Genomic DNA, 25777 nt, shown 5'->3' on the forward strand with positions numbered 1-25777 from the left:
AGACTCAGTGGGTTATCGATTCCAGCAAAAATAAATAATGATCTATGGTTACTCCTGAACAACTGACCACCTTAATTCAATCCAGCTTGCCCGATGCCTTGGTTCAAGTGCAAGATTTGACAGGAGGTGGCGATCATTACGAAGCGGTAGTCGTCTCCGCTGCCTTTGAGGGCAAGGGACTAGTGCAGCAGCACCAATTGGTCTATGGCAGCCTCAAGGAGCTCATGGCCAGCAATGAACTCCACGCCCTTGCCCTGAAGACCTATACTCCCCAACAATGGGCACAACGTCAGTGATTTAGAATGCAATTTTGTAACTTGTCAACTCAAGAGGGAAAGGGAACGATGACACCCGAACTGCACGCCAAAATTGAGAACCTCGTCAAGAGCAACAAGATCATTGTTTTCATGAAAGGGAGCAAGCTCATGCCCCAATGCGGTTTTTCTAACAATGCGGTGCAAATTTTGAATGCCCTCGGCGTCCCCTATGAAACAGTGGATGTCCTTGAGGATTTTGAGATTCGTCAAGGAATTAAGGAGTATTCCAACTGGCCAACAATTCCCCAAGTGTTTATCAACGGCGAGTTCATTGGTGGCTCCGATATTCTCATTGAGCTATACCAAAGTGGGGAATTGCAACAACTGGTTGAGGTGGCTTTAGCTTCATAATTTTTTCTCCCATTCACTGACGCTCAAAAAAAATCCCCCAGCAATGGGGGATCCTCATCATTTGTTCAAGAACCTTGACTGTTCGGCCTAAAAGTGGCGGATTAGGCAAGGCTCACTTTGACGACGCGGTTTTTCTCTTCTTCCGCTTTCGGCAGGGTCAGGTGCAGGATGCCATCTTTGTATTCGGCTTTGACATCGGTGTTTTGAATCCGAACTGGCAGAGGAATGACCCGTTGGAATTTGCCATAGCGGAATTCTGTGCGTTTCATGCCCTCTGTTTCAGTTTTGGTTTCAGATTTGCGTTCGCCACTAATGGAAACCGCTTCAGCTGTAACTTGAACGTCAATGTCTTTGGGATCCATCCCCGGAAGCTCTACTTTCAAGAGAAGGGCTTCAGGGGTTTCTTCCAGTTCTGCGGCCGGCAGAAAACTAAGATCACTGCGCCGCTCCGTCAAGGGAATCAATTCATCGAATAAACGGTTCATTTGGCGTTGAATTGCATCGATTTCGCGGAACGGTTCCCAACGAACGAGTGCCATACGCTTATCCTCCTGTACTCCTTAAGGTTTTAGATTGCCCACGGGATGGTTTACAGAGAGAACAACACCAACAACTAAATTTGGTTGTACTGCTTTTGCTGGTGACTTGGGCTGATTCCCTCTGTCTACCTTCACTATAGAGGATAGAACTCTTGATACAAGTGGGGTTTAACGATCTCGCCAAGTTCCTATTTCCGAACCCGTGGTGCTGAAAATTACTCTGGAGGGGAAATTAAGAAAACATTAAAATTTGTTAGAGAGAAGGTTATCAACTGAGAGTCCTTGCAGGACGGCTTGGGCGTTGGCGATCGCCACCCTCCCCCGTAGAAAGCCAATATTTGCCCCCGGACACAGATAACTCAAGGACTTCTGCCGACAGAAGGCTTTTAGTGTCTCCACGCTGCGCAGTTGCCGAGGCCAGTGGAAGGTGGTCGCTGTTTTAATCGGTGCGAGTTCTCCCGTCGGCGTAGGGAGTAGGTGACGACCTGTAAAGAGAACGCCCCCTTGGCCAGACCAATACACACAGGCGCTGCCGGGGGAGTGACCGGGGGTCCAGAGAATTTCGAGGGTTTCACCGATGGCTAGATGATGGTTAAAGGGGGTTACCGTCACTTGGGGCAGCAGATACGCCTCCTGATGCTGGACAATCACTTGGCAGTTAAAGGTGTGCTGAATCTCCCTGATGCGGGCGATCGCCCCCCGGTGGGTAAGGATGAGGCGCTGAACGCCCCCCTGTGCCCTGAGCCAATCCTGAGTTGTGTCTGTCCAAAAGGGCACATCAATAAGGGTATTGCCATCATTTTCTACAATGAGATAAGCAGTACCTCCCATTGTCTCGCGGTTGGGTGGAAACCCATAGACCCTCGGTAATACAAGGCGGGGCGGTTTCTGTTGTTGAGCCACAGGTAGCGAATCGAAATTATGACATGGATTTCCCTTATTGTATTGGGTTTAATCTTGGTCTTTATCGTCCGCCAGAGTGCTGCCCGTGTCAGTCAAACCCCTTGGTGGCTCCTGTGGCTAGTGCTGATGTTGCCGGCCTTTTTTATTGCCGGTTGGCTGCTGCTGTGGGGGAATACACCTGTACCTTCCGGATGGCTGATCTTAATCTTTGTCACCAGTTCGGTGCTCTACCTTGTGCTCTTGCGCCGAGGCCAGCCCTCCTTACCGGCTGTGCCACCCACACCCCCGCCACCCACACTGACGGAGAATGGCAAGCTCCTCAATCAGGAGGAAGAAACGCAATTGCAGAGCTGTTTCCCTTGGGGAATGTACTATCTGCAGCAAATTGAGTATCGTCCACAGGCGGTGATCTGCCGCGGGCAAATGCGCGGTGATGCCAGCCAAGTCTACCAAACAGTGGAGCGCAATATTGCCCAACGCTTTGGCGATCGCTTTCTGGTCATGTTTCAAATGGGGTTGAGTAATAAGCCTTTTTTTGCCCTGATTCCCCGCGATCGCCTGCCCCAGCCCCAACAGCTTTTTCGTCCCGGTCTTAGCCTTGGCCTTCTGGCCTTAACCTTTCTCACCACCACCGTTGCTGGCTTGGCAGTTGTGGCGCCTGATCTGACAGCGGCGGAGCTGCGGCTCAATCCCAGTTTGCTCTGGCAGGGGTTGCCCTACAGCCTCAGTCTGCTGTTAATTTTGGGCATCCATGAACTGGGACACTTTGCCACTGCATGGTATTACGGTGTGAAGGCGACGCTGCCCTACTTTATTCCCCTGCCCTTTGCCATGGGCACACTGGGGGCCTTTATCCAGATGAGATCACCCGTTCCCCATCGCCGTGCCCTCTTTGACATTAGTATTGCGGGTCCTATTGCTGGGTTGATCGTGACGCTACCAATTCTAGTTTGGGGGTTACAGCAGTCCGAGGTGGTGCAACTGCCTGCCAACGCCTCGGAGCAGCCCCTGAATCCCCAAGTGTTTAGTCCACGTATTTCAATTCTCTTTACCCTGATTGCTAAAGCCATTTTTGGCGCCGCCCTCAAGAGTAACAGTGCGCTACACCTCCATCCGATGGCAGTGGCAGGGGTGCTGGGCTTAGTAGTGACGGCTTTGAACCTGATGCCTGTGGGTCAACTGGATGGTGGTCACATTGTTCATGCAATGTACGGCCATCGGATGGGGGCAGTGATTGGCCAAGTGAGCCGCTTATTGGTGCTGATTCTGTCGTTTATTCAACCGTGGCTCTTTGTTTGGGCACTGATCCTGTTCTTGATGCCCGCTTTTGATGAACCTGCCCTCAATGATGTCAGTGAATTGGATAACTGGCGTGATGCCCTTGGCCTAATGGCACTGGTGTTGCTATTGCTAATTATTTTCCCAGTGCCAGCGCCCCTTGCAGCGCTGCTACTGCCGACACACCCAATGCCATAGGGGATGACGTTGCCCCTGCTGACGAATGCGCAGGACTTGTCTTTCTAGACGTTGCTGCCACCGCGGCGATCTGCCCCAGACAATGTTGCGGGTCTGCCAGTACAAAACGCTCAGGGTCATGGCAATACACAACGCCAAACCGATCGCCGGCAGCCGATTGAAAAGAATGCCATAGCGCAGGGCTGCCCACGTAAAATGCTCACGCATGAGGCTAATTTCATAACGGAAGCTCCAAAGGCTCCATGTGCCGACAGTCAGCCAAAGCAAGAGCACCACACCCCAGCGCATGACAACGGTAAAGCGATGCAGGCGATCCACCTGCTGCCGAAATTCTGACTCAAGGCCTTGGGGCATTCGCGATCGCTCCCTGTGGGGCATCTATTCTCCTTATCGTATTTTTTGGCTATTTTTTCATTTTCGCCTGTGGATTGAGGTGGGTCAGGGGGGTGGCTACAGGATGTCTCTCTATGATGCTTTGTGGCACACTGTGGGGAAAGACTGCCAAGCCATGAGGAACCTCTAATGCCAAGTGTGAGCCTACTGCGAGCAACCTCCTATGATCTTGACCATCTCAGTGCCTCCCTTGAGGCACTCCTAGCACCCCTGGGGGGAATAGCGGCAATTGTTAAACCGGGCGATCGCGTGCTCCTCAAGCCCAATTTACTCACAGGGGCGCGGCCAAAGCAGGAATGTGTTACCCGTCCTGAACTGGTCTATTGCGTCGCCAAAATGGTGCAAGCCGCCGGTGGCAAGCCTTTTCTAGGGGATGGACCCGCCTTTGGCTCCGCATTGGGGGTCGCCCGCAGCAATGGCTACCTGCCCTATATTCAGGAGTTAAATTTGCCCGTTGTTGAATTCCATGGCGATCGCTACGCCACCGACAATCCCGAATTTGCCCACCTGCGCCTGAGTAAAGAAGCGATGGCCGCCGATGTCGTCATTAACCTCCCCAAGGTCAAATCCCACGTGCAACTGACCCTCACCCTCGGGGTGAAGAATCTCTTTGGCTGTGTCCCCGGCAAAATGAAGGCATGGTGGCACATGGAAGCGGGTAAGGATGCCGATCGCTTTGGCCGTATGCTCGTGGAAACGGCGCGGGCGATCGCCCCCGACCTCACAATTATGGATGGCATTATTGGCCATGAAGGCAATGGCCCCAGTGGTGGAACGCCACGACCGCTGCATGTTTTGGGCGCCAGTCGCGATGTTTTTGCCCTCGATCGCGCCTTTGTGGCTATCCTGAATGTTGACCCTGCATACATTCCCACCCAACGCGCTGCCACTGCCCTCGGCTACAACTATGAGCTTAGTGAGATTGAGTTTCCCTTGGCACAGCCCCATGAATTAACAATTCGCGACTGGCAACTGCCGCAGCAAATGATGCCCATTGACTTTGGCGCTCCCCGCGTCCTCAAATCCACATTCAAACATCTCTATATTCGCTGGATCAAAGAACCCCTAACTGCCTATAGTCAAAAGGCCTAAGTTCTCAGGAGGGACGCCCTTTGATAAGCTAAGGGAATGCAGTTGGGGAGAAGCGTCCTTGAGCTTTGACTACGATCTCGTCATTATTGGTGCTGGTGTCGGGGGGCATGGGGCTGCTCTCCATGCCGTCAGTGTTGGCCTAAAAACAGCGATAGTGGAAGCGGCAGACATGGGGGGCACCTGCGTCAATCGCGGCTGCATTCCCTCAAAGGCACTCCTGGCGGCAGCTGGACGGGTACGGGAACTACGCCAAGCCAGCCACTGGCAAGCCTTGGGGATTCAACTGGGGCAGGTGAATGTGGATCGCGCCGGCATCGCTGCCCATGCCGCCAACTTAGTTCAAAAGATCCGCAGTGATCTCACCAACAGTCTCAAGCGTCTCGGTGTGGATACGCTCATTGGCCGCGGGAAAGTAGCGGGTTCCCAAAAAGTGAGCATCACCACCCCCACAGGGGAAAAAATCGTAACCGCCAAGGACATTATCATTGCTACGGGGTCAGTGCCTTGGGTGCCCCCTGGTGTTGAAGTAGATAGCAAGACGGTTTATACCAGTGATGAGGCCATTAAGCTGGATTGGTTGCCGCCGTGGGTGGCCATTATTGGCAGCGGCTATATTGGTCTAGAATTTGCCGATATTTACACGGCCCTCGGCAGCGAAGTGACAATGATTGAGGCCCTGGATCAACTGATGCCCACCTTTGATCCCGATATTGCCAAACAGGCACAGCGGATTTTGATTGCTGCGCGCGATATTGAAACCTACAGCGGCACCCTAGCCAAGCGCGTCATCCCCGGTAGCCCGGTGGTCATTGAACTGGCAGATGCGAAAACCCAAGAAGTCGTTGATGTCCTCGAAGTGGATGCCTGCCTTGTGGCCACCGGTCGCATTCCCGCCACCCAAGACATTGGCCTAGAGAGTGTGGGTGTGAGCACCGATAAGCGTGGCTTTATCCCCGTCAATGAGTATTTAGCAGTCACGAAAAAAGGAAAACCCGTTCCCCATTTGTGGGCGATCGGTGATGCCACGGGGAAAATGATGCTTGCCCACGCCGCGGCGGCACAGGGGATTGCCGTTGTTGAAACCATTGTCGGACGGCCTCGCCAAGTGGACTATCGCAGTATTCCGGCGGCGGCCTTTACCCACCCAGAAATGAGCTTTGTCGGCTTGACGGAACCCCAGGCCCGTGAGCTAGGGGAAAAAGAAGGTTTTGAGGTGCAGGTGGCGCGCACCTACTTCAAGGGCAACTCCAAGGCACTGGCGGAAACCGAAACCGATGGCCTAGCCAAGGTGATCTTCCGCGCTGATACCGGCGAGCTACTGGGGGCGCATATCTTTGGTCTCCATGCCTCGGACTTAATTCAAGAGGCGGCTAATGCCATTCGCGATCGCCAGACGGTGAGCCACTTGGCCTTCAATGTCCACACGCATCCCACCCTCTCGGAGGTACTTGACGAAGCCTTTAAGCGGGCCCACGAGATGGTGACCCACCGCTGAACTTGCTACGATAAAGTTTGGAGTCTTTTAGGAGTGGGTGATGACACAGGCGACACAACCCGCCAAGGGAATCATGATGACCGAAGCTGCCCTCAAGCATGTACTCGAGCTCCGCGATAAGCACGGTAAAGACCTGTGTTTGCGGGTGGGCGTCAAGGGGGGTGGCTGCTCAGGGATGTCCTACACGATGGACTTTGAAGACCCCGCCAATATTCGTCCCGATGATGAAGTCTTTGACTATGATGGCTTTAAGGTGGTCTCCGATCCCAAGAGTATGCTCTACATCTATGGCTTGGTTTTGGACTACAGCAACGCCCTTATTGGTGGTGGCTTTAAGTTTATGAATCCCAATGCCACCCAAACCTGTGGCTGTGGTACCTCATTTTCTGCCTAAGGAGTCCTGCCCTTGCCCCCATCTCAGTCTGTGAGTGACGTTGAACGTCAATTTGAGGCGGCGATCGCCCGCTACAAAGAAGGAGCGCCTGCCTCAGAGTTAATTCCTACTTTCAAAGAGATTTGCCAGCGTGCTCAAAAAAGTAGCGCCGCTTGGACGTGCTTGGCGTGGCTCTACCTTCTGGATGAGAAGCCCCAATCTGCCCTAAAGGCTGCCCAAAAAGCAGTCAAGCTCAACCCCGAAGACCCCCAAGCGCGCATTAACCTTGCGGTGGCAATGCTAGAAACCGGACAAAAGGGCGTTCGTCCCCACATTGAATTGGCGCAAACCGTTATTGCTGCGGTGGCTGAGCTGCGCCAAGAGGTCCTCGATAACTTTGCCGACGGCCTGAGGCGTAAACCCGATTGGGAGAGCCTTGCCCGCGTCAAACAATGGGTACTGGGGGGGTAATCATGGCACGGCTGCGGGAAGTGATCAATTGGCTCTTGGTAGCAGATAGCTTTTTTGTCCTTGCCAGTTTTGGCTGGTTTGTGGTTGCCCTTGTTGGGCGCTCCTTGGCTGTACCCCTTGGCTTTGATCTCTGGATCCGGCTCTGGGAACCCCTCTTTATGCCTGCTATTGGTCTTTTGATGGCGGCCACACTGATTAGCGGTGTCCTCAGCTATGTGCAAAACCGCTGGCTGCTGCGCTCTGTCGGCAGTGATTTGCGATCGCGGGATTAATCCTTAAACTTGTTCTGCTTCCACATCTACGGTCGTGGTGATGTGGGGCGATCGCCGGCTTTTAATGCGCTCCACCAGCAATTGCGTTAACTCACTGGCAAGGATGACCACAACTGTGACATCATCGAGCTGGCCAACAATCGGCACCAGATCTGGGGAAATATCCAAAGGACTGAGCAAATAGATCAAGCTGGCAGCAATAATTAGCCAGCGATACTTAGGATGCCGCAACAAGTTCCGATACCAGTTGTAGAAGCCGCTCATAGAGTGCCAACCTTCAATCCTGCCCCTATTCTGGCAGAGGAACTCAATTGCCCGAGGTGGGGAAAACCGTCCTCGGCTAATCAAAGTAAAAGAGCGTAACTACCTTGTGCTGCTCTTCCGCAAGTTCACAGGCTTCCAGAAGGGTGTGGCTATCGTGGAAAGCAAAGCAAATCAGTTGCTGGCAGCGGGAAATAATCTCCTGATTGCAGAGGGAGCTGGCTTCTGCAAGGGGGAGGTGATCATTTTCAGGTTTCTCCACCAAGTGCATCACCTTATCCAGCTGTTGGCGAGACTCCCGCGGCTGGCGTTCTAGACTCTGGGGCAAGATCACCGTCAACAAATTGGGGTCTGCCCGCATTGCCCCCCGAATCGCCGCCGCATTGGTTCCAACCGCACCTGAGGTCATCAGGCGGTTCCCAGCCAGCACAAGGGCATAGCTCATCATTTCAATAAGGTGCTGATGGGTAATGGGGACATGACGCGAGCCAAGGAGCGCAATCCGTTTAGGGCCAGAGTCTTGGATTGTCGCTAATTCCTGCAAAAACTCATCAATTTGGGGGGAATCAATGCCCGGAAGATTTGTCGCCTGCGTCAAGAGTGTCTCTCACGTGTTACGGAACGACGTTATTTTAGCATTTTGGCCTTCAATTCTAATAGAGATCAATCAGTTTACCAGCTGCCCGAGGCACCGCCGCCACAGGAGTCCCCTCTATCATCGCTACTACTAGAGAAACTATCACTATTGCTTAGAGTAGAGAAACTGTCACTATCGCTGGTGTAAGTGTGGTAGCGATCATCATCACTACTAGAGGAGGAGCCCGAGCGATACCCTGATTGCGGACGGTTTGAAAGGCGTTGGGACCAAAAACGCACGGAGAAGGCAATGCTTGCACAAATCCAACAAATGAAGAGGAGAGGAATCAAAAGAAACTTACCAACACTCAAGAATTCCGACAGGGCCTCCCGAAAACTCGTCTTGTTCGTCGAGGGGACAGCACCAGCTTGGCTTGTTAACTGATCAGTTTTCAGTGTATTGAGTAAGGCGCGTATACCGTTGATGATGCCCTGCCCCAATTGGCCACGACGAAAATCTGGCAGCATGTGGTTATCAATCACAGCTTGCATAGCGGGACTCCAACCGCTGCCATAAGCGCTGCCCAATTGAATGCGCACCTTGCGATCGCCTGGGGCCACCAGCATCATCACACCATCGTTGCGCCAACGGCTACCCACCCCTCGATGATTAAACAAATCCATCGCAAAGGCCTCAAAATTAGTGTGCTCGTTGCTGTACTCCCGATAGGAGCCAATCGTTACTAGAAGTACCTGTTGAAAAGAAGGGGCTTTTGCCGGTGTAGAGTTCTCATCTTTTTGAGAGGAATGCTTCTTGGCTAAGAGTGTAACTTTTCTCCTCAAGAAATATTCACAGAAATTGCCAAAATGAGTATATTGATAAGTAAATTAATAATTAACTTTAGTTTAAGAATAAGTTAATTGTTTTTGTATAGATACCTAAGGCAGGCACTTGTCCTAAAACATTAGAGAAATTGACAGGGTTTACGAATGGCCTGGGCCAATAACTGGCGATACTCAGGATCGCTGACAACATAGGCCCCAAAGCGTTGCAGATGGGGATTTTGCAGTTGGGCATCAAACAGTAAAAAGCCCCGCCGCCGCAGGTGCTCCACCAACTGGACCATTGCCACTTTCGAACCGTTGGGGATGCGATAGAACATGGACTCGCCAATGAAGGCCCCGCCAATCACAATGCCGAGAATACCCCCTGCGAGTTCATCCCCCTGCCACGTTTCAAAACTCACCGCCCAACCCGTGGCGTAAAGCAGATGGTACACGTCCTTGAGACGGGGCGTAATCCATGTATTGGGTCGATTGGCGCACCCTTCAACAACAGCAGCAAAATCGCGGTTAATCGCCACTTGAAAGCGATGTTGATTGAGCACCCGCTGCAAAGATTTCGGGTAGTGAAACCGCTCATCCAGGGGAATCAGGGCTCGCTGACGGCTGGTGTACCACCCTAGGCAATCGCCTTCGCCCATGAGGAAGTATCCTTGGGCGTAGCCCCCCGCAATAATCGTTTCGCGGACCCACGCTGCCTCAGGGATCGGCATACTGCTACTCTGGACAATAGAAGCTTGATGTGTCATTTAATGTTGCCTATGCTACTCCCATTTTCCACTGTGACGACAATGATGAGCCGTTACTGGCGCTGGTGTGTAGCACTGCTATTGGCCATCCTGTGGATGTTGCTCACACCAACAGGGGCGATCGCCGAGGATTATACTAAAGAGGCACTCATCAATATGGACTTTTCTGGGCGAGATCTGCGGGGGTCCGAATTTACCAAGGCCAATCTTTTCCACAGTAACCTGAGCCACAGCAATCTTCAGGGGGTGAGCTTCTTTGGCGCCAATATGGAAACGGCCAACCTCGAAGGTGCGGATCTGCGCTACGCCACACTGGACACTGCGCGGCTGACCAAGGCCAACCTCACCAATGCCATTCTTGAGGGCGCCTTTGCCTTTAATACCAACTTTGACGACGCCATTATCACCGGTGCTGACTTTACCGATGTGGAACTGCGGGAAGACGCCCAACGCAAACTCTGCCAGGTTGCCAGTGGCACCAATCCCGTAACAGGGCGCAAAACATGGGAAACGCTCCACTGTGAAGACTTTGCCCCTTAATCCCTCTTCATTTGCTTAAGGGAGAATGATCCCCAAGGGCGATCGCCTCTGTCGGGAATTCTGATAAAGTATTACAAAAGTTAAGATTTATGACTAGAGTTTTTCATGAACGTTTTTATTGTTGGCGGTACCGGTACCCTAGGGCGGCAAATTGTGCGCCGTGCCTTAGATGAAGGACATCACGTCTACTGTTTTGTTCGCAGTCCAGCCAAAGCAACGTTTCTGCGGGAGTGGGGCGCCACGATTCTTCAGGGAAACCTCTGTGCTGCCGACAGTATTCTCGAGGCACTGAAGTATGCCAAAGCCTCGGTGGTTATTGATGCCTCGGCTACGCGTCCCACCGATACGCTAACTATCGCAGCAGTGGACTGGCAAGGCAAAGTCAACCTGATTCAGGCTGCCCAAGCCGCTGATATTGAACACTTGATCTTTTTCTCAATTATGAGGGCGCAGGATTATCCCCAGGTGCCGCTGATGCAAATCAAACACTGTACCGAAGACTTCTTGCGCGAATCGGGGCTAAACTACACGATTCTGCGTCCCTGCGGCTTCTTTCAGGGCTTAATTGGCCAATATGCGATCCCGATTCTGGAAAATCAATCCATTTGGGTTTTGGGAGAGTCCACCGCCATTGCCTACATGGATACTCAGGACGTGGCCAAATTTGCCGTGCGGGCCATTGATCGACCAGCCACCTACGGCAAAGTCTTTGACTTGGCGGGCACCCGCCCTTGGACAGCGGATGAAATTATTAAGCTGTGTGAAAACCTCTCAGGACAGCAGGCAAAAATTACCCGCTTGCCCATTGGCGTCTTACGGACAGCACGGCAGGTCACCCAGTGGTTTCAGTGGACCTGGAACATTAGCGATCGCCTAGCCTTTACAGAAGTGATTGCCAGTGGTCAAATTTTCAATGCCCCGATGGAGGACGTCTATCGCACCTTTGACCTCGATCCCAACGAAACCCTGACCCTTGAGGCCTATTTGCAGGACTATTTCACCCGAATCCTGCGTAAACTCAAAGAATTGGATTACGAAAAAGCCAAACAGAAAAAATCGGGACGCAAAAAACGCAGTCCCTTTAAGTCCACCCCCTAGGAGTTGCTGTGAAGGCGGGGATCATCTACAACGAAGGCAAACCCCTTGCAGTCGAGTTAGCTGCCCATGTCCGCCGAATTTTAGAACTTCAGGGCTGGGAAGTACACATGGCCACGGGAATTGGTGGCATTCTTGGCTATTCCCGTCCCGATAGTCCCGTCTGCCATACCCCTATTGATCAACTGGTGCCCCCTGGCTTTGATGCTTCCATGGCCTTTGCGGTTGTTCTTGGCGGCGACGGCACTGTGCTTTCTGCCTTTCGGCAGTTGGCTCCCTGCGAGATTCCCCTGCTCACCATCAACACTGGACACTTGGGCTTTCTCACCGAGGGCTACGTGGCGGATCTAGAACCTGCCCTTGATCAAGTGCTGCGGGGAGATTACACGATTGAAGATCGCACGATGCTCACGGTTCAAGTCCTGCGGGATCAAACCGTCATTTGGGAAGCTCTCTCCCTCAATGAAATGGTGATCCACAAAGAACCCCTGACGGGAATGTGCCACTTTGAAGTGGATGTGGGTGCCCATGCCCGTGTTGATATTGCTGCCGATGGTCTGATCCTCTCTACCCCCACCGGTTCTACGGCCTATGCCCTCTCGGCAGGGGGTCCCGTGATTACCCCCGGCGTGGCAGCTTTGCAATTAGTGCCCATTTGTCCGCACTCTTTAGCCTCCCGTGCCCTTGTCTTTTCCAACAGGGAACCGGTGTGGATCTATCCAGCGAACCCCTTCAAGCATCTGATTCTTGTGGTGGATGGCAATGCAGGTTGCTACATTCAGCCAGAGGATCAGGTTTTTGTGCAACGTGCCCCCTACCGTGCCCGCTTTATTCGCCTGCGGGCACCAGAATTCTTCCATGTGCTGCAACAAAAACTGGGCTGGGGACTGCCCCATGTGGCCAAGCCACGCGCCAGGAATAGTACAGATTCATAGGGCAAATGGTCTTGAAGGAACCCCCAGCTGAACGGATTCAACAACTGCGGCGCCTGCTTCAGCGTGCGAGCTACGCCTACTACGCCCTCGATCAGCCAATCATGGAAGATGAGGTCTATGACCAACTCTATCGGGAGCTTCAGGAACTAGAGGCCGCTCATCCCGAGTACATCACTCCCGACAGTCCTACCCAACGGATCGGTGAAGCGCCTGTCAGTCAATTCGAGAGTGTCAGCCATCGCATTCCCCTCTATAGCCTTGAAAATGCCTTTACCTTTGCCGATATGGTGGCGTGGCAGGAACGCTGGCAGCGCTATTGGCGCACTCTACGGCAAGAGGAACCACTCCCCCCAGCCGAATATGTCTGCGAACTCAAAATGGATGGTGTGGCTCTTGCCTTAAGCTATGAAAACGGTTTACTTGTGCGGGGAGCAACGCGGGGCGATGGCCAACGCGGTGAGGATATTACCAGCAATGTGCGCACAATTCGCACCATTCCCCTGCGATTAGCCCTTGAAAATCCACCCCCTGTCGTTGAAGTTCGTGGGGAAGCCTTTTTGCCTTTGGAGCGATTCCATCAACTCAACCAAGAACGCCAAGCCCAGGGGGAGCCCCCCTTTGCCAATCCCCGCAATGCCGCAGCCGGTACCCTGCGTCAGCTGGATCCCCGCATTGTTGCCCAACGCCAATTAGACTTCTTTGCCTATGCTCTGCATTTGCCTGAAGGGGGTAGCGTTCCCTTAGGGGAGAACCAAGCAGGGGAACCCCAATCGCAGCGGCAAGTGCTCCATGCGCTGCAACACCTTGGCTTTCGGGTCAATCCCCACAATGCCGACTGCCCTGACCTAGAGGCCGTGAAAGCCTACTATGATTACTGGCAAACCGCACGCCATCAACTGCCCTATCTGACCGATGGCATTGTGGTCAAGCTCAATGACTTAAAGCTGCAACAGACCCTTGGGTTTACGCAAAAGTTTCCCCGAGGTTCTATTGCTTGGAAGTACGAACCGGAGCAGGCCATTACGGATGTGCTGGGAATTACGGTTCAGGTGGGACGCACAGGGGCCCTTACTCCTGTGGCTGAACTGGTGCCGGTGCAATTAGCAGGCACCACTGTATCACGGGCAACGTTGCACAATGCAGACTACATTACTAAATTGGATTTGCACATTGGCGATAAGGTCGTGATCCACAAAGCAGGGGAAATCATTCCAGAGATTGTGCGGGTGTTTCCTGAATTGCGACCGCCAACGGCTCAACCCTTTACAATGCCCACTGCTTGTCCGGAATGCCACCAGCCAGTTGTGCGTCCTGCCAATGAGGCGGTGAGTCGCTGTGTCAATCCTCGGTGTCCAGCGATCGTGCGGGGCCAGATCCTGCACTGGGCAAGTCGGGATGCCCTGGATATTCCAGGCTTAGGGGAAAAGCTGGTACAGCAATTGGTGACGAAGGAATTGGTGCGCACCCCTGCGGATCTCTATCGTCTGACGGCAGCACAACTGTTGAGCCTCGAGCGCATGGGTCAAAAGTCCGCTGATAAATTGTTGCAGGCGATCGCCGACTCGAAACAACAACCGTGGCCACGGGTGCTCTACGGCTTAGGCATTCGCCATGTGGGGAGTGTCAATGCCCAAATGCTGGCCGATCAATTCAAGTCTGTTGAGGAACTAGCGACGGCCACTGTCGCTGATCTGTCTGGGGTCTATGGCATTGGTGAGGAAATTGCCCAAGCGATTCAGGAGTGGTTCCAAGACCCTGATCACCAGGCTCTAATTGCTGATCTGAAGGCGTTGGGACTGCAACTGTCTGAAGCGCTGCTGCCTGCGCCAACTACCCCGACTACAAAGACATCCCTCGATGGCAAACGCTTTGTGATTACCGGCACCCTAGCCACCCTCACCCGTGAGCAAGCAAAAGCCCTGATCCAAAAGCACGGCGGCCAAGTGAGTGAGAGTGTGAGTCGGCAAACGGATTATCTGGTGGTGGGCGAAAAAGCAGGGAGTAAATTGCGACGTGCTCAAGAATTGGGCATCCCCTGCATCAATGAAACAGAACTTATAGAAATGTGTCGTTAGACAAAAAATCAGTGGGAGTACGGAGTCACGATTCTGAAAAATCTTTTAGCCTAAAAATGTGGCTGCTTAGTACCTAACGTTGAAGGACAATAGGGGGCAATTCGCTGATCTATGGTTTCTGTCACGCCGTCTCGAGCTGCTGGAAGTGCCAATGCTATGATGACTGGTCAGGGCTATCAGCATCAGTTACACCAAATCCATCCAAGCCGCACCAATCACTATAGTCTGCGGGACTATCTCCAATTTGATAGCCAACGGGGCAGCATTACCGACTGGTATGATCAGCGGATTACCTTAGTGACAGAAGACTTCGTTATTGGTCTAGTGGAAGGTCTCGAAGAGGAAGTTGGACCTGCCTCTACCCTCGTCATGTACAGAATTGGCGAAGAATGGGGTAAGCGCGATGCAGCTGTTTTTAAGCAACACTTTGAGCAGGAGTACCAGCGGGAACTACGGAAGTCTAGTTTAACATTTATTCTAGAGGCTTGGTGGTGGCCCTTTACAACCCTAGGCTGGGGGAACTGGGAAGTGGATCTCACGGAGCAAAAGAATGGTTTTATGTTCATCAATATCTTTGACTCCGTGGTAGCACGCACCCTGGGGGATGTGGGCAAACCGGTCTGCTATATCTATGCTGGTCTATTTGCCGGCTTCTTTTCGGGATTGATTCAAAAGCCCCTGGGTTGCATTGAGTTGCAGTGCTACGCCATGGGGGAAACCTACTGTAAGTTCCTTGTCGGTAAACAGGATCGCATTGATGCTGCTGCCTTCTGGCAAAACGAAGGAGCTACGGCACGGGATATTGAAAAACGCCTGCGCCAAGGGGAGCTGGTGAAACGATAAGCGATAGGAGAGTGTGTTCATTTATTTTCTAGCGATATTTTCTAGCGAGGGTTGCCCTATGTTCCGTCAATTGAATCACCTAACCATTGCTGCCGATGGTCGCTATGCCCGTCCTGAGGAGTTAAACTTTCTGCGGGATTATCTGGCCTCGGTGGAGACTCGCATCAGTGCCTACGAAAAAATCCGTGCTGAGGCGGAGATGATGGCGGATAAAATTCAATCTATGCAAAAGGCAGAAAATCCCCGCTGTTTCCATTTCGTCAATGGCGATCGCTCAGAAATCTGCCGTCGTGACTTGGTGGATACAATTCGCCTGTGCGCTGTGGCAATGCTCTTTTCCGAGTTGGATTTGCTACGGGATAACTTCCTGCTCTGGTACCGCACCATTGTCAAATCCTTTAACTACGAACAGAGCGCCTCCTCCACCTACGGCAAGTACTTGCCAAATTTGATGAAACAACTACTCACGCCGCAAGAACAACAGGTCATGGAGCCTGTCCTTGCTCTCAGCAGTTCGATTTTGGCAGAATAATTAGCAATATTAAATTTAGAACTGGGTGCCCAAACATGCTGCGTCAACTGGAAAGGCTTAGCCTTGAGACGGATGGTCGCTATGCCAGTGCCCAGGAGCTGGAGTTTCTGAAAAATTATCTAGCGACAGCAGAGCAGCGCATTAGTGCCTATGAAAAAATCCGGGATGCTGAGGAGAAAATCCTTGATGAAGTGGAGCGGCAACTGCGAGCTAGAAATCCCTACATTTTCCGTAAGGGCAATCAAGACTATTCAGCCGTGTGTCGGCGCGATCGCCGGCATGTACTTCGCCTAGGGGCAGCCGCGATGTTATTTGCGGATTTGAATGCCCTGCGGGAGGGTTTTTTGCTGTGGTACCGCACGATTATTAAAGCCTTCAGGGATGAGAAGGCAGCGCAGCTAACGTACCAAGTCCTGCCTGAGGTGGTCAATCAAGCTCTCTCTAGTGAGGAAGCACCTTTAATGCAACCGGTGATGAGCCTGACCCAGTCTATTCTTGGGGAATAGGCTAGCTCAACTGAGCCGTGGGGCAAAAATGCGCTAGCCTAGAAGCACCGATTGTACTGGGGAACTTATTACTCCTGCAATCGCCTTTGGCGTACCATTGGTATTCACCGCTATAGTATTACTAAGATTCATTGGGATACACAAAGGCATGACCATATCGGCGCAGTTGCTGCAACGGGCAGATTTGATCGGTACACAGGTAATTACCCGTGATACTGGTCGGAAGTTAGGCGTCATTAATCAAGTTTGGGTCGATATTGACCAGCGGCAAGTGGTGGCCTTGGGGGTACGCAATACCCTCTTTACCGGGGAGCAACGCTACATCCTTCTCGACAGTATTCGCCAAATCGGTGATGTCATTCTCGTTGAGCACGATGATGATGTCACGGAGGCTCTTAATACCTACAACTACAGCACACTGATTGATAGTGAGATTGTGACGGAAACCGGCGAAGTGCTGGGTAAGGTACGGGGCTTTAAGTTTGATCCAGAAACGGGTGACATTACGGATTTGATTTTGGCTTCCATTGGCTTCCCTTGGATTCCGGCCCAACTGATCAGCACCTACGAGTTGCCCATTGAGGAAATTGTCAGCACTGGGCCTGATCGCATTATTGTCTTTGAAGGGGCAGAAACCCGCCTGCGGCAATTGACCGTGGGACTCTTAGAACGGGTTGGCTTGGGGGCACCCCCTTGGGAAAGCGACGAGGACGAGTACTATCAACCTGTGACGCCGAGCAGTAATCAATTGCCTTCAGGGGCGCGATCGCCCGTCTATCCCCCCCAACGCAGCCGCAGCGATTACGACGAAGTCGATTGGGAAACCGCTCGCCGGCGGCGCCGTCGCGAACCCGAGTATGTGGAGTACGAGGAGGAGTATGAGTACGAAGAGCGCCCTCGGCAAGTCAAGCCGCCTGCTAAGGCCATGCCGGTAGAACTGCCGGAATCGGAACCCACTGTCGATCCTTGGGAAGAACAGCAACCGATTCGCCTTGAGCAGCGGCAAAAGCAAGAGGAATACGATCACGAATAGTCGGGAATAGTCCGCAATGGCCTATACCCTACTAGCCACAGTACTTCAGCAATGGCAGCAGGCTCCTGAATGGCAGCAGCCACACCATTTCTTGCGTATCTTGGAGCATTGGCCAGAGCTTGTGGGGGCGATTGTGGCTGAGCACACTGTACCGCTGGAACTCACCGCTGAAGGGGTTTTGTTCGTGGCAGTTGCCAGTAGTACTTGGGCCCATCATTTGACGTTCTCGCGATCGCCCCTGAGGGCTAAAATTCAGCAGACCCTAGGCATTAGCCTCAGCGATATTCGCTTCTCTCATCGAGACTGGCACCCCCCACGCCCGGCGATCGCCCGCCCTGAGGCCTTGCCGCAAGTAGGGAATCTTCCCAAGGTGGCACCGGCGGCCACTCCCCAAGAGGCCTTTCAACGGTGGCAAGCCCAACTGCGCCAGCGATCGCAAAACTATCCTTTGTGCCCCCGCTGTCACTGCCCTACACCACTCAACGAACTACAGCGCTGGGGAGTCTGTGGGCCGTGTTATGTACGGTTAGCCTAAATACCAGCGCCGTTGAGAAACTCTTCAATGGGGCGATCGCTGAGGCGACAGGCTTGCCCTTGGGATGCTTGCAAATGTCCTTGAGCAAGGACAGGCACCTTTTTCTGCTGTTGCAGGGCCTGCACCTGTTGCTCCAGAAGTTCAATGCGATCCAACAGATAGCGAATCGCTTCGGCTTCGGAATCGGGAAGCTGGCCATGTTCCAAAGGAGCAACTTTGGCACCGGCACGATAGACAATCCGCCCAGGAATGCCCACCACCGTACAATCCGAGGGCACATCCCGCAGTACCACAGACCCTGCGCCAATGCGCACATTGTCCCCAATTGTGAGGTTGCCCAACACTTTTGCCCCAGCACCAACAACCACATTTTCACCGAGGGTGGGGTGCCGCTTGCCTGTTTCTTTACCCGTTCCCCCCAGGGTGACCCCCTGATAAATCAAGCAATAGTCACCTACAACCGCTGTCTCACCAATGACCACCCCCATGCCATGATCAATGAAAACGCCCTTGCCAATCGTGGCGCCCGGGTGAATTTCAATCCCCGTGAGGGAGCGGGCAATGTGGGAAATAAACCGCGGGATAAAGGGAATACCCCGCCGCCAAAGCCAGTGGCTCAACCGATGGAGAACAATGGCCTGAAGTCCGGGATAGCAAAAAACGACCTCTAACCAATTGCGGGCCGCAGGATCCCGCTCAAAGATAATTTGAAAATCTGCTTTGAGGGTGCTGAGCACACGGGGCTCCTTGGCAGTGATGCAACCTAAACACCAGTTTTGATTTTAGCGGATTTTGCCAAGCTAAGCTCTAGAAGGCTTTAGGAGGGCACTAAAGGGCAAGGTTGCGATCGCCGAGTGCGCTGTAGGCCATATTCGAGGGCTTCGGCAACCGCTTGGTAAGAGGCTTCAATGATGTTGGCAGAGACCCCCACCGTAGCCCAGCGATCGCGCCCATTACTGGATTCCACCAATACCCGAGTTTTGGCCGCCGTGCCCGCATGACCATCTAAAATCCGCACCTTGTAGTCCGTTAGGTGAAACTCAGCAATCTCTGGATAAAAGGACATCAAGGCTTTGCGCAGGGCCTGATCCAATGCCGAGACAGGACCATTGCCCTCCGCCGCCGTGAGCATCTCCTCACCATTGACTTCAACTTTAACCGTGGCCAACGACTGGCTGCGAATCGTGGCCTCCAGTTGGCGTGCATCAGTGCGGCAAAAGACATCAAAGCCCTTAAGGGTAAAGGGTCGCTGGCGTTGCCCTAGTACCTCCTGAATCAGAAGTTCAAAGCTAGCCTCCGCCGCTTCAAATTGATAGCCTTCGCTTTCTAGGTGCTTAATGCGCTCCAAAATCGTCCGACTCAGGGGATGCTGCCGATCCAACTCAAAGCCGAGTTCACTGGTTTTCGCCAAAATATTGCTGATGCCTGCCTGCTCAGAAATAATAATGCGCCGTTGATTGCCCACCAAATGCGGCTCAATATGCTCGTAGGTGCGGGGGTTGCGCTGCACAGCACTGACATGGACTCCCCCCTTGTGGGCAAAGGCCGACAGCCCCACATAGGGCGCATGATCATCGGGGGCAAGGTTGACAATTTCACTCACATGGCGGCTTACTTCCGTCAGCGTTGCCAACTGCTCTGGGGTGACACAGTCATAGCCGAGTTTCAGTTGCAAATTGGGAATCAAGGTACACAGATTGGCATTGCCACAGCGTTCGCCATAGCCGTTGAGGGTTCCCTGCACCATCCGCACACCGCTTTGTACTGCCGCCAGAGCATTGGCCACTGCCGTCCCCGCATCATTGTGGGTATGAATCCCCAGACAATCAACACCACCCAAGTGCGCCCTCACCTCTGCCACCACCGCCTGAATTTGATGGGGGAGGCAACCACCATTGGTATCGCACAAAACAAGCCACTCTGCCCCGGCGGCCAAAGCAGTTTCTAGGGTTTGGAGAGCATAGTCAGGATTGGCAAGATAGCCATCAAACCAATGCTCGGCATCATAAATCACCCGTCGTCCCTGGGATCTGAGGAACTGGATTGAATCGGCAATCATGGCGCAGTTTTCCGCCAATGTGGTCTTGAGGCCGTCGGTGACATGGAGATCCCAAGACTTGCCAAAGAGGGTCACCCAGCGGGTACCGGCGGCTAGGATTGGCTCAAACATTGGCTCTTCTGCCGCCTTGCGGCCGGGGCGACGAGTGGCACAAAAAGCAACAATTTCTGCCTGTTGTAGGGGGGTTTCCTGCAACTGCCAAAAAAACTGTACGTCCTTGGGATTGGCTCCCGGCCATCCCCCCTCAATAAAGGGAATCCCAAGGCGATCCAGTTGGCGGGCAATCCGCAGTTTATCTTCCAGAGAGAGGGAGAGACCTTCCCGCTGGGCGCCATCGCGCAGGGTGGTATCGTACAGCCAAATTTTCACTGTGCCGCCTCTCCCTTGGGATGCTCATAGTCATTGGCGTAGGCCTGTAGCAGCGAACTGACTTGGCTAAAGACCTCTTTACCGGAGGTTTTGCCAAGGGCCGATCGCTCCGGATGAAATTGGGGCCGCGCCATGTTGTGGTTAATGGCCTCCTGAACTTGGGTGCGAATTAAGTCCATCAGTTCTTCTTGGGCCCGCTGGCGCTGGTACTGCGCTCCCTCTTCGGTGGTGGCATAAAGGGGCGGCAGACGGTTGAGGGCATAGGCGGCAATATCCCCCAAATCAAGGGCGCACTTTTGCTCTGCTTCAATGGCGGCGATGCGGGTCATGGCCTCCGTGAGCACCAGTTCTTCCATGACATTGATAAATTGCTTGCGGGGGACAGCAACCACTTGACCCGTCAATAGGGCACCCATGAGGCGATCTAACGCCATGTAATCTTCCACGGAAAGTTCTGTGGCTTTATCGCAAATGCGTCCCACTTCCGCTTCCTGCGTTGGTGTCAAATAGCCGTTGCGCAGTGCTTGCTCGACAATCTCTTGAATGCCCATAGGTGTTTCCAATGTAATTTCTCTGGGAACAGTTGCCCCACTCAAATTTAGTATAGGTGGTTAGTATATGTGGTATATCCTGAAAAACTATCAAGGTCAGATCACAAGATCACAACCTAAAATTATATAGATAAGTAGCACCCTTCCATTTTAGGGCTTGCCGTGGTGGCCTATGGTTGTTTGGTTAGTCTCTTTTTTACAGGCAGTAGGGCCAGTTCTCGTGCCAATTTGTTTTTGTTTTGCTTGGTTACTGCTGGCAATTTTGGCTTGGAATCTGTGGCAGCTGACACAGGAGGGGCTGGCGATCGCTCGCCGCCTGCATCAAATTCCCTGTGCCCGCTGCCGCTTCTTTTCAGGAGACTATCGGTTAAAGTGTTCACTGCATCCCGATTGGGCGGCCACGGAAGCCGCTATTCAATGTCCTGACTATCATTTTGAATAAAGCACTAAGGAACCTAATTTATTCCTAAAGGGAGTTGGAAGAGGGATCACCTTGCTACGACAGTATCCACAATTGGTCATCTCCACAGAGGCAAGCACCTATATCGTCCCTCTTATTGAAGGAAATTCATGGGTGATTGGCCGGGGCAAAGACTGCACGATTGTTTTGGCAGATCGCTGGGCTTCCCGTCGCCATGCGATGATTCAGCGTCTGGATAATGATGATTACTACCTGATTGATTTGGGGAGTCGCAATGGCTCTATTCTCAATGGCCAAACAATTCAGGTGCCAACGCTTCTCAAAACGGGCGATCGCTTCATTATCGGCAAAACAACCCTTGAATTTCGCACCGATGAAGCTGTCTCCACCACACCGCCAGATGCCCCTGTTACCCTTCAACCCACCATTCTCATCATTCAACCCCCCGGCATTCAGGTACAAATTTGGCAAGAACTCCTGCGCAGTCAGGGTCTAGAAGTTCTCGTTGAATCAGGGCAAATCAACAGCCGCCGCATCATTAGTGATTTTGTGACCGTGATGCAGCGCAACCCCGACCTGTTGCTCCTTGATTCGCAACTGGAAAAACCGGATATTGGTAACCTCTTGAATTGGATCAAGGCAACGTATCCCCAGCTGCGCAGTTTCATCATTGATCGTTACGACAACCATATTTCCCCCGTACAGCGACAATGGGCAGTAGAACATGGGGCAATGGATTGGTTGCCGGCACTGCCCGATGAAAATCTCACAATGTTTGGGGCGGAAATTGCGGCTCAATTGCGGCGCATTCTCAAGGCCTTGGGGCGCAATACATTAGAGCAAGACAAGCTCGCAGTTACTCTTTTGAATCTGCAATTGGCGACAAATGACGATTTGCCCTCCCAGTTGCTCAGTGAGTATGTGAATCGTCCGCCCTTTCCGCCGCAATAGTTGGCAGTTGATCCACCTGAAAATACTGGTGAAAGCGCTCAGTTACTTGGAGGATATAGGAGCGACTTCGGTTATCCCGCCGCCGCTGAATAAACCCCAGGGTAAGGAGTTCTTGAATGTGTTGGTAGGCGCTAGAACCCCGCAGTGCAATCACCTCTGGTTGGGGAATGGGTCCACGAAGGGCAATTAGGGCTAATGTACGTTGGGCCCCAACCCCCAATTCAAGGGGGACAAGGGACTGAACCAATGCTTGAAAGGCGGACTTGAGTTGCAGGCTATATTTATCGTCAATTTGAACAACCTCAAGGGCCGTCTGGCGATGGGCATAGTCGTTGAGTAGCTCAATCAGCGCCAGTTCAATGACCTCAGGGTCAGTGCCGGCGAGGGTTGCCAGTTCCTTCAGTGTAAGGGGCTGTGCCTTGAGGTATAAAATTGCCTCTACCCGCATCGCTAATGTCCGCAGGTCAGTGTCCCCTTGCATAGGCTATTGCCAGCGAAACAGGGCAGCTCCCCAAGTTAAACCGGCACCAAAGCCAGCAGTGGCAATTAAATCTCCAGGTTGAATATGCCCCTGTTGAATCGGCTTGCTAAGGGCAAGGGGAATCGAGGCGGCGGAGGTATTACCACACTGACCCACATTGCTAATCACTTTCTCCTGAGGGATGCCTAAACGTTCAGCCACCGCGTCAAGGATGCGTTGGTTTGCCTGATGCAACACCAGCCAGTCAATTTCCTCAACCGTACAGCCAGCGCGGTGAAGAGCTTTCTCAATCACTTCGGGAACTTGGGTGACGGCAAAGCGATAAACTTCGCGGCCATTCATAGTAATGGGAGCAAATCCGCCTTGGGCGATCGCCAGATTTTCCCCTAAAGTCTGGGGAGTACCCGCAAAGGCAAGGGTAAGGTGCTCATTGAGGCGGCCATCACTACGCAGTTCAAAGCTCAAGAGCTGATCGACATCGCTGGCTTGCAAGACCATCGCGCCGGCGCCATCGCCAAAGAGAATGCAGGTACGGCGATCGCCCCAATCTACCCAACGGGAGAGAATATCCCCCCCAACGACAAGGGCACTGCAGTAGGCACCGGTGCGCAAATACTGAGCGGCCGTGACCAAGGCAAAGAGAAAGCCAGAACAGGCCGCTGTCAAGTCGAAGGCCACGGCATTCACTGCCCCAATGCGAGTTTGCACCAAGCAGGCCGTACCAAAGAGATCATCGGGCGTCGAGGTGGCCAAGATGATCAAATCTACCGCTGTGGGTTCTAGTCCCGCCATCTGTAGGGCCGCGCCTGCTGCTTCGCTGGCCAGATCCACAAGGCGCTGATCAGGAGCGGCCACGTGCCGTTCCTGAATACCGGTACGGGACTGAATCCACTCATCGGAGGTGTCTACAAGGGCACTGAGGTGGGCATTGGTCAAACATTGACGGGGGGTTGCCGCACCCACGCCACTAAATTTAACGCCCTGCACAGTCACTAAGCCCGATCCTCAACGGCAACGGCATGCTGGCAACAGGCCTGAATCCGCTCTGAAACACGATGATCCACTGCTTCCTTGGCAAGGCGAATGGCATTAAAAATCGAGGGCGCTTGGGAACTGCCGTGGCTAATGATACAGATGCCATCCACCCCCAAAAGGAGGCCACCCCCATGTTCTGCATGATCAATGCGCTGCTTAATTTTGCGGAGATTGGGACGCAGCAGCGCCGTACCCAGTTGACCCCGCCAGCCCCGAGGTAACTCTTCGCGCAGAATTTGTATGAGGACACTCCCCAAGGATTCAGCAAATTTGAGCAGGACGTTGCCAACAAACCCATCGCAGACCACCACATCAAATTGTCCCGACAGGACATCGCGGCCTTCGGCATTGCCCAAGAAGGCGATCTGGCGATTTTGCCGTAGGAGTTGATGCGCCTTTAGGGCTAGATCGTTGCCTTTGCAGTCCTCTTCGCCAATGTTGAGCAAGCCCACCTTGGGATTTTCAACCTCCAGGACGTATTGGCTGTAAATGGAGCCCATGACCGCAAATTGCTCAAGGTATTTGGGGCGGCAGTCCACGTTGGCACCGACATCGAGAACAAGAACGAATTTGCCGGGGATCAGGGTGGGTAAGACTGCACCAATGGCGGGGCGATCAATCCCAGGGAGTCGGCCTAAGCGCAATAGTGCCGCCGCCATCGCTGCCCCTGAGTGACCCGCAGAAACTACGGCATCGGCAGCGCCCGTCTTGACGAGATCCATCGCCACGTTAATCGAGGCCTTGGGCTTGCGTTTGAGGGCGCTCAGGGGTTCTTCCCCCATGTCAACAACATCACTGGCTTCAATAATTTGGGGCTTGGCTGTGGGGGCATGTTCATCAAGGTAGCGCTGAATGGGCACCGGATCACCCACAAGGAGAATATCGGCATCTAATTCTTCACTGGCCCTGAGGGCCCCAGCAACAATCTCATCGGGAGCATAGTCACCTCCCATGGCATCCACAGCAATCCGTGCACGAGTCATTGGCTGAACTCTTACGACAAAATCCTTCAGAATTTTAGCAGATGGCAGCCCTTTTCCTATGGATGGCCCATCCCCAAGGGCGGCCAGGGGCGGAGGGTCTTCGCTCCCCCAATCCCTAGCCCAATTTGCAAAAAAGGGGCTGAAGTCCTCCTGAACCTTTCACTTTCAAAGCGGGAAGCCTATCTAGGCAGAGAAACCTAAATTGTGGCCTGTACCATTGTGGACGTGGGCAAGTTGTTCGTACTTGCGGGCATGCTGACGTAGATCGGCGGCCTCAGTGTCACTCACTTCACGCACGACTTTGGCGGGAATGCCCAGGACCAAAGAGCGGGGGGGAACATCTTTGCTGACCACTGCCCCAGCACCGACAATACTGCCAGCCCCCACCCGAACGCCATTGAGAACCACCGCGCCAATGCCAATTAGGCAGCCGTCTTCCACCGTTGCCCCATGAATGACCGCGCGATGCCCAACAGTGACCTCTGCACCGAGAATCGTAGGCTGCCCCGGATCGCCATGGAGGATGGCACCATCTTGAACATTGGTGTGGGCACCAATCTCGATGTAGGCTACGTCACCCCGTAAAACAGCGCCGTACCAAATGCTACAGCCTTCACCCAAGCGAACATCGCCAACAAGGGTGGCATTGGGAGCAATGAAGGCAGCGCGATCGCTGACAACGGGTGGCCAAAAAGCACTAGGGGCAGTGATTACCATGGTTT

The 25777-nt window shown here is 53.1% G+C and carries 33 protein-coding genes; 19 read left to right on the forward strand and 14 right to left on the reverse strand.

What is annotated here, in order from left to right; genetic code table 11:
- Positions 1-44: 44 nt before the first annotated feature.
- Positions 45-296 (forward strand): BolA family protein, encoded by a 252-nt coding sequence (locus Q0W94_RS09455; protein ID WP_297758278.1) that lies wholly within the window; start codon positions 45-47, stop codon positions 294-296.
- Between the two features lie 48 nt (positions 297-344).
- Positions 345-668 (forward strand): Grx4 family monothiol glutaredoxin, encoded by a 324-nt coding sequence (grxD, locus tag Q0W94_RS09460; RefSeq protein WP_297758281.1) that lies wholly within the window; start codon positions 345-347, stop codon positions 666-668.
- A 101-nt stretch (positions 669-769) separates the two neighbouring features.
- Here the strand turns inward: grxD and Q0W94_RS09465 are convergent, their stop codons facing one another.
- Both Q0W94_RS09465 and Q0W94_RS09470 read right to left on the reverse strand, forming a co-directional pair.
- A complete protein-coding gene (locus Q0W94_RS09465; protein WP_297758284.1) occupies positions 770-1207 on the reverse strand; it encodes an Hsp20/alpha crystallin family protein in 438 nt (145 codons plus the stop codon).
- Between the two features lie 243 nt (positions 1208-1450).
- The gene (locus Q0W94_RS09470) at positions 1451-2110 is read right to left on the reverse strand and encodes an MBL fold metallo-hydrolase (RefSeq protein ID WP_297758286.1); all 660 of its coding nucleotides are present in this window, start codon (positions 2108-2110) and stop codon (positions 1451-1453) included.
- Positions 2111-2128: 18 nt separating this feature from the next.
- On the opposite strand from Q0W94_RS09470, the gene Q0W94_RS09475 reads away from it, so the two are divergent.
- On the forward strand, positions 2129-3586 hold the full coding sequence (locus tag Q0W94_RS09475) for a site-2 protease family protein (RefSeq protein WP_297758289.1): 1458 nt from the start codon (positions 2129-2131) through the stop codon (positions 3584-3586).
- On the opposite strand, the gene Q0W94_RS09480 is transcribed toward Q0W94_RS09475, so the two are convergent.
- On the reverse strand, positions 3560-3964 hold the full coding sequence (locus Q0W94_RS09480; protein WP_297758292.1) for a hypothetical protein: 405 nt from the start codon (positions 3962-3964) through the stop codon (positions 3560-3562). The genes Q0W94_RS09475 and Q0W94_RS09480 overlap by 27 nt on opposite strands.
- A 144-nt stretch (positions 3965-4108) precedes the next feature.
- Between Q0W94_RS09480 and Q0W94_RS09485 the strand changes: the two genes are divergently transcribed.
- The 5 genes from Q0W94_RS09485 to Q0W94_RS09505 are packed head-to-tail and all read left to right on the forward strand — an operon-like array spanning position 4109 to position 7682.
- Positions 4109-5071: a DUF362 domain-containing protein gene (locus Q0W94_RS09485; protein WP_297758294.1), complete on the forward strand. Its 963-nt coding sequence runs from the start codon at positions 4109-4111 to the stop codon at positions 5069-5071.
- A gap of 58 nt (positions 5072-5129) precedes the next feature.
- Positions 5130-6566 carry a dihydrolipoyl dehydrogenase gene (gene lpdA, locus Q0W94_RS09490; RefSeq protein ID WP_297758297.1) on the forward strand — a complete coding sequence of 479 codons (1437 nt, stop codon included), beginning with the start codon at positions 5130-5132 and terminating at the stop codon, positions 6564-6566.
- Between the two features lie 40 nt (positions 6567-6606).
- Positions 6607-6960 carry an iron-sulfur cluster assembly accessory protein gene (locus tag Q0W94_RS09495; RefSeq protein WP_297758299.1) on the forward strand — a complete coding sequence of 118 codons (354 nt, stop codon included), beginning with the start codon at positions 6607-6609 and terminating at the stop codon, positions 6958-6960.
- 30 nt (positions 6961-6990) lie between these two features.
- The gene (locus tag Q0W94_RS09500; protein ID WP_297758302.1) at positions 6991-7410 is read left to right on the forward strand and encodes a tetratricopeptide repeat protein; all 420 of its coding nucleotides are present in this window, start codon (positions 6991-6993) and stop codon (positions 7408-7410) included.
- Between the two features lie 2 nt (positions 7411-7412).
- A complete protein-coding gene (locus Q0W94_RS09505; protein ID WP_297758305.1) occupies positions 7413-7682 on the forward strand; it encodes a hypothetical protein in 270 nt (89 codons plus the stop codon).
- A 3-nt stretch (positions 7683-7685) separates the two neighbouring features.
- Here the strand turns inward: Q0W94_RS09505 and Q0W94_RS09510 are convergent, their stop codons facing one another.
- The 4 genes from Q0W94_RS09510 to aat all read right to left on the reverse strand — a co-directional run bounded on the left by Q0W94_RS09510 (position 7686) and on the right by aat (position 10075).
- Positions 7686-7946: a YkvA family protein gene (locus tag Q0W94_RS09510; RefSeq protein WP_297758307.1), complete on the reverse strand. Its 261-nt coding sequence runs from the start codon at positions 7944-7946 to the stop codon at positions 7686-7688.
- Positions 7947-8022: 76 nt separating this feature from the next.
- On the reverse strand, positions 8023-8541 hold the full coding sequence (locus tag Q0W94_RS09515) for a DNA recombination-mediator protein A (protein WP_297758309.1): 519 nt from the start codon (positions 8539-8541) through the stop codon (positions 8023-8025).
- A 74-nt stretch (positions 8542-8615) separates the two neighbouring features.
- Positions 8616-9362, reverse strand: coding sequence for a YgcG family protein (locus Q0W94_RS09520; protein ID WP_297758311.1), 747 nt, complete (start codon positions 9360-9362; stop codon positions 8616-8618).
- A 122-nt stretch (positions 9363-9484) separates the two neighbouring features.
- Positions 9485-10075: a leucyl/phenylalanyl-tRNA--protein transferase gene (aat, locus tag Q0W94_RS09525; RefSeq protein WP_297762406.1), complete on the reverse strand. Its 591-nt coding sequence runs from the start codon at positions 10073-10075 to the stop codon at positions 9485-9487.
- A gap of 39 nt (positions 10076-10114) precedes the next feature.
- Between aat and Q0W94_RS09530 the strand changes: the two genes are divergently transcribed.
- From Q0W94_RS09530 to Q0W94_RS09570, 9 genes are all read left to right on the forward strand, one after another.
- Complete coding sequence (locus Q0W94_RS09530; RefSeq protein ID WP_315863063.1) at positions 10115-10651, forward strand: pentapeptide repeat-containing protein; 537 nt, start codon at positions 10115-10117, stop codon at positions 10649-10651.
- Positions 10652-10756: 105 nt separating this feature from the next.
- Entirely contained in the window at positions 10757-11749 is a 993-nt protein-coding gene (locus Q0W94_RS09535; protein WP_297758317.1) for an NAD(P)H-binding protein, read from the forward strand.
- Positions 11750-11757: 8 nt separating this feature from the next.
- A complete protein-coding gene (locus Q0W94_RS09540; protein WP_297758319.1) occupies positions 11758-12681 on the forward strand; it encodes an NAD(+) kinase in 924 nt (307 codons plus the stop codon).
- 5 nt (positions 12682-12686) lie between these two features.
- Positions 12687-14756 carry an NAD-dependent DNA ligase LigA gene (gene ligA / locus Q0W94_RS09545; RefSeq protein ID WP_297758322.1) on the forward strand — a complete coding sequence of 690 codons (2070 nt, stop codon included), beginning with the start codon at positions 12687-12689 and terminating at the stop codon, positions 14754-14756.
- Positions 14757-14867: 111 nt separating this feature from the next.
- Positions 14868-15599 (forward strand): V4R domain-containing protein, encoded by a 732-nt coding sequence (locus Q0W94_RS09550; protein WP_315863064.1) that lies wholly within the window; start codon positions 14868-14870, stop codon positions 15597-15599.
- 58 nt (positions 15600-15657) lie between these two features.
- On the forward strand, positions 15658-16131 hold the full coding sequence (locus Q0W94_RS09555) for an allophycocyanin (protein WP_297758325.1): 474 nt from the start codon (positions 15658-15660) through the stop codon (positions 16129-16131).
- A 35-nt stretch (positions 16132-16166) separates the two neighbouring features.
- Positions 16167-16637, forward strand: a complete 471-nt coding sequence (locus Q0W94_RS09560; protein WP_297758328.1) for an allophycocyanin — start codon at positions 16167-16169, stop codon at positions 16635-16637.
- 148 nt (positions 16638-16785) lie between these two features.
- Positions 16786-17670, forward strand: coding sequence for a PRC-barrel domain-containing protein (locus Q0W94_RS09565; RefSeq protein ID WP_297758331.1), 885 nt, complete (start codon positions 16786-16788; stop codon positions 17668-17670).
- A 16-nt stretch (positions 17671-17686) separates the two neighbouring features.
- Positions 17687-18205 carry a DUF721 domain-containing protein gene (locus Q0W94_RS09570; RefSeq protein ID WP_297758334.1) on the forward strand — a complete coding sequence of 173 codons (519 nt, stop codon included), beginning with the start codon at positions 17687-17689 and terminating at the stop codon, positions 18203-18205.
- Here Q0W94_RS09570 and cysE read toward each other — a convergent pair.
- The 3 genes from cysE to Q0W94_RS09585 form a co-directional block, all read right to left on the reverse strand.
- A complete protein-coding gene (gene cysE, locus Q0W94_RS09575) occupies positions 18202-18942 on the reverse strand; it encodes a serine O-acetyltransferase (protein WP_297758337.1) in 741 nt (246 codons plus the stop codon). The two genes, Q0W94_RS09570 and cysE, sit on opposite strands and share 4 nt — an antisense overlap.
- A gap of 80 nt (positions 18943-19022) precedes the next feature.
- Positions 19023-20633 (reverse strand): citramalate synthase, encoded by a 1611-nt coding sequence (gene cimA, locus Q0W94_RS09580; protein WP_297758340.1) that lies wholly within the window; start codon positions 20631-20633, stop codon positions 19023-19025.
- Positions 20630-21184 carry a late competence development ComFB family protein gene (locus Q0W94_RS09585; protein ID WP_297758343.1) on the reverse strand — a complete coding sequence of 185 codons (555 nt, stop codon included), beginning with the start codon at positions 21182-21184 and terminating at the stop codon, positions 20630-20632. Before Q0W94_RS09585 ends, cimA begins: the two co-directional genes overlap by 4 nt.
- Before the next feature lie 172 nt (positions 21185-21356).
- Between Q0W94_RS09585 and Q0W94_RS09590 the strand changes: the two genes are divergently transcribed.
- Together Q0W94_RS09590 and Q0W94_RS09595 are read left to right on the forward strand one after the other, a co-directional pair.
- Positions 21357-21626, forward strand: coding sequence for a hypothetical protein (locus tag Q0W94_RS09590; protein WP_297758346.1), 270 nt, complete (start codon positions 21357-21359; stop codon positions 21624-21626).
- A gap of 132 nt (positions 21627-21758) precedes the next feature.
- On the forward strand, positions 21759-22556 hold the full coding sequence (locus tag Q0W94_RS09595) for an FHA domain-containing protein (protein ID WP_297758350.1): 798 nt from the start codon (positions 21759-21761) through the stop codon (positions 22554-22556).
- Here Q0W94_RS09595 and scpB read toward each other — a convergent pair.
- The 4 genes from scpB to Q0W94_RS09615 form a co-directional block, all read right to left on the reverse strand.
- Entirely contained in the window at positions 22516-23037 is a 522-nt protein-coding gene (gene scpB, locus Q0W94_RS09600) for an SMC-Scp complex subunit ScpB (RefSeq protein ID WP_297758352.1), read from the reverse strand. The two genes, Q0W94_RS09595 and scpB, sit on opposite strands and share 41 nt — an antisense overlap.
- A gap of 3 nt (positions 23038-23040) precedes the next feature.
- On the reverse strand, positions 23041-24030 hold the full coding sequence (locus tag Q0W94_RS09605; RefSeq protein ID WP_297758355.1) for a beta-ketoacyl-ACP synthase III: 990 nt from the start codon (positions 24028-24030) through the stop codon (positions 23041-23043).
- Positions 24030-25055, reverse strand: a complete 1026-nt coding sequence (plsX, locus tag Q0W94_RS09610; protein ID WP_297758358.1) for a phosphate acyltransferase PlsX — start codon at positions 25053-25055, stop codon at positions 24030-24032. Before plsX ends, Q0W94_RS09605 begins: the two co-directional genes overlap by 1 nt.
- 183 nt (positions 25056-25238) lie before the next feature.
- Positions 25239-25772: a gamma carbonic anhydrase family protein gene (locus Q0W94_RS09615; RefSeq protein WP_297758361.1), complete on the reverse strand. Its 534-nt coding sequence runs from the start codon at positions 25770-25772 to the stop codon at positions 25239-25241.
- Between the last annotated feature and the right edge of the window lie 5 nt (positions 25773-25777).

The organism is Thermosynechococcus sp., assembly GCF_025999095.1.
Lineage (GTDB): Bacteria > Cyanobacteriota > Cyanobacteriia > Thermosynechococcales > Thermosynechococcaceae > Thermosynechococcus.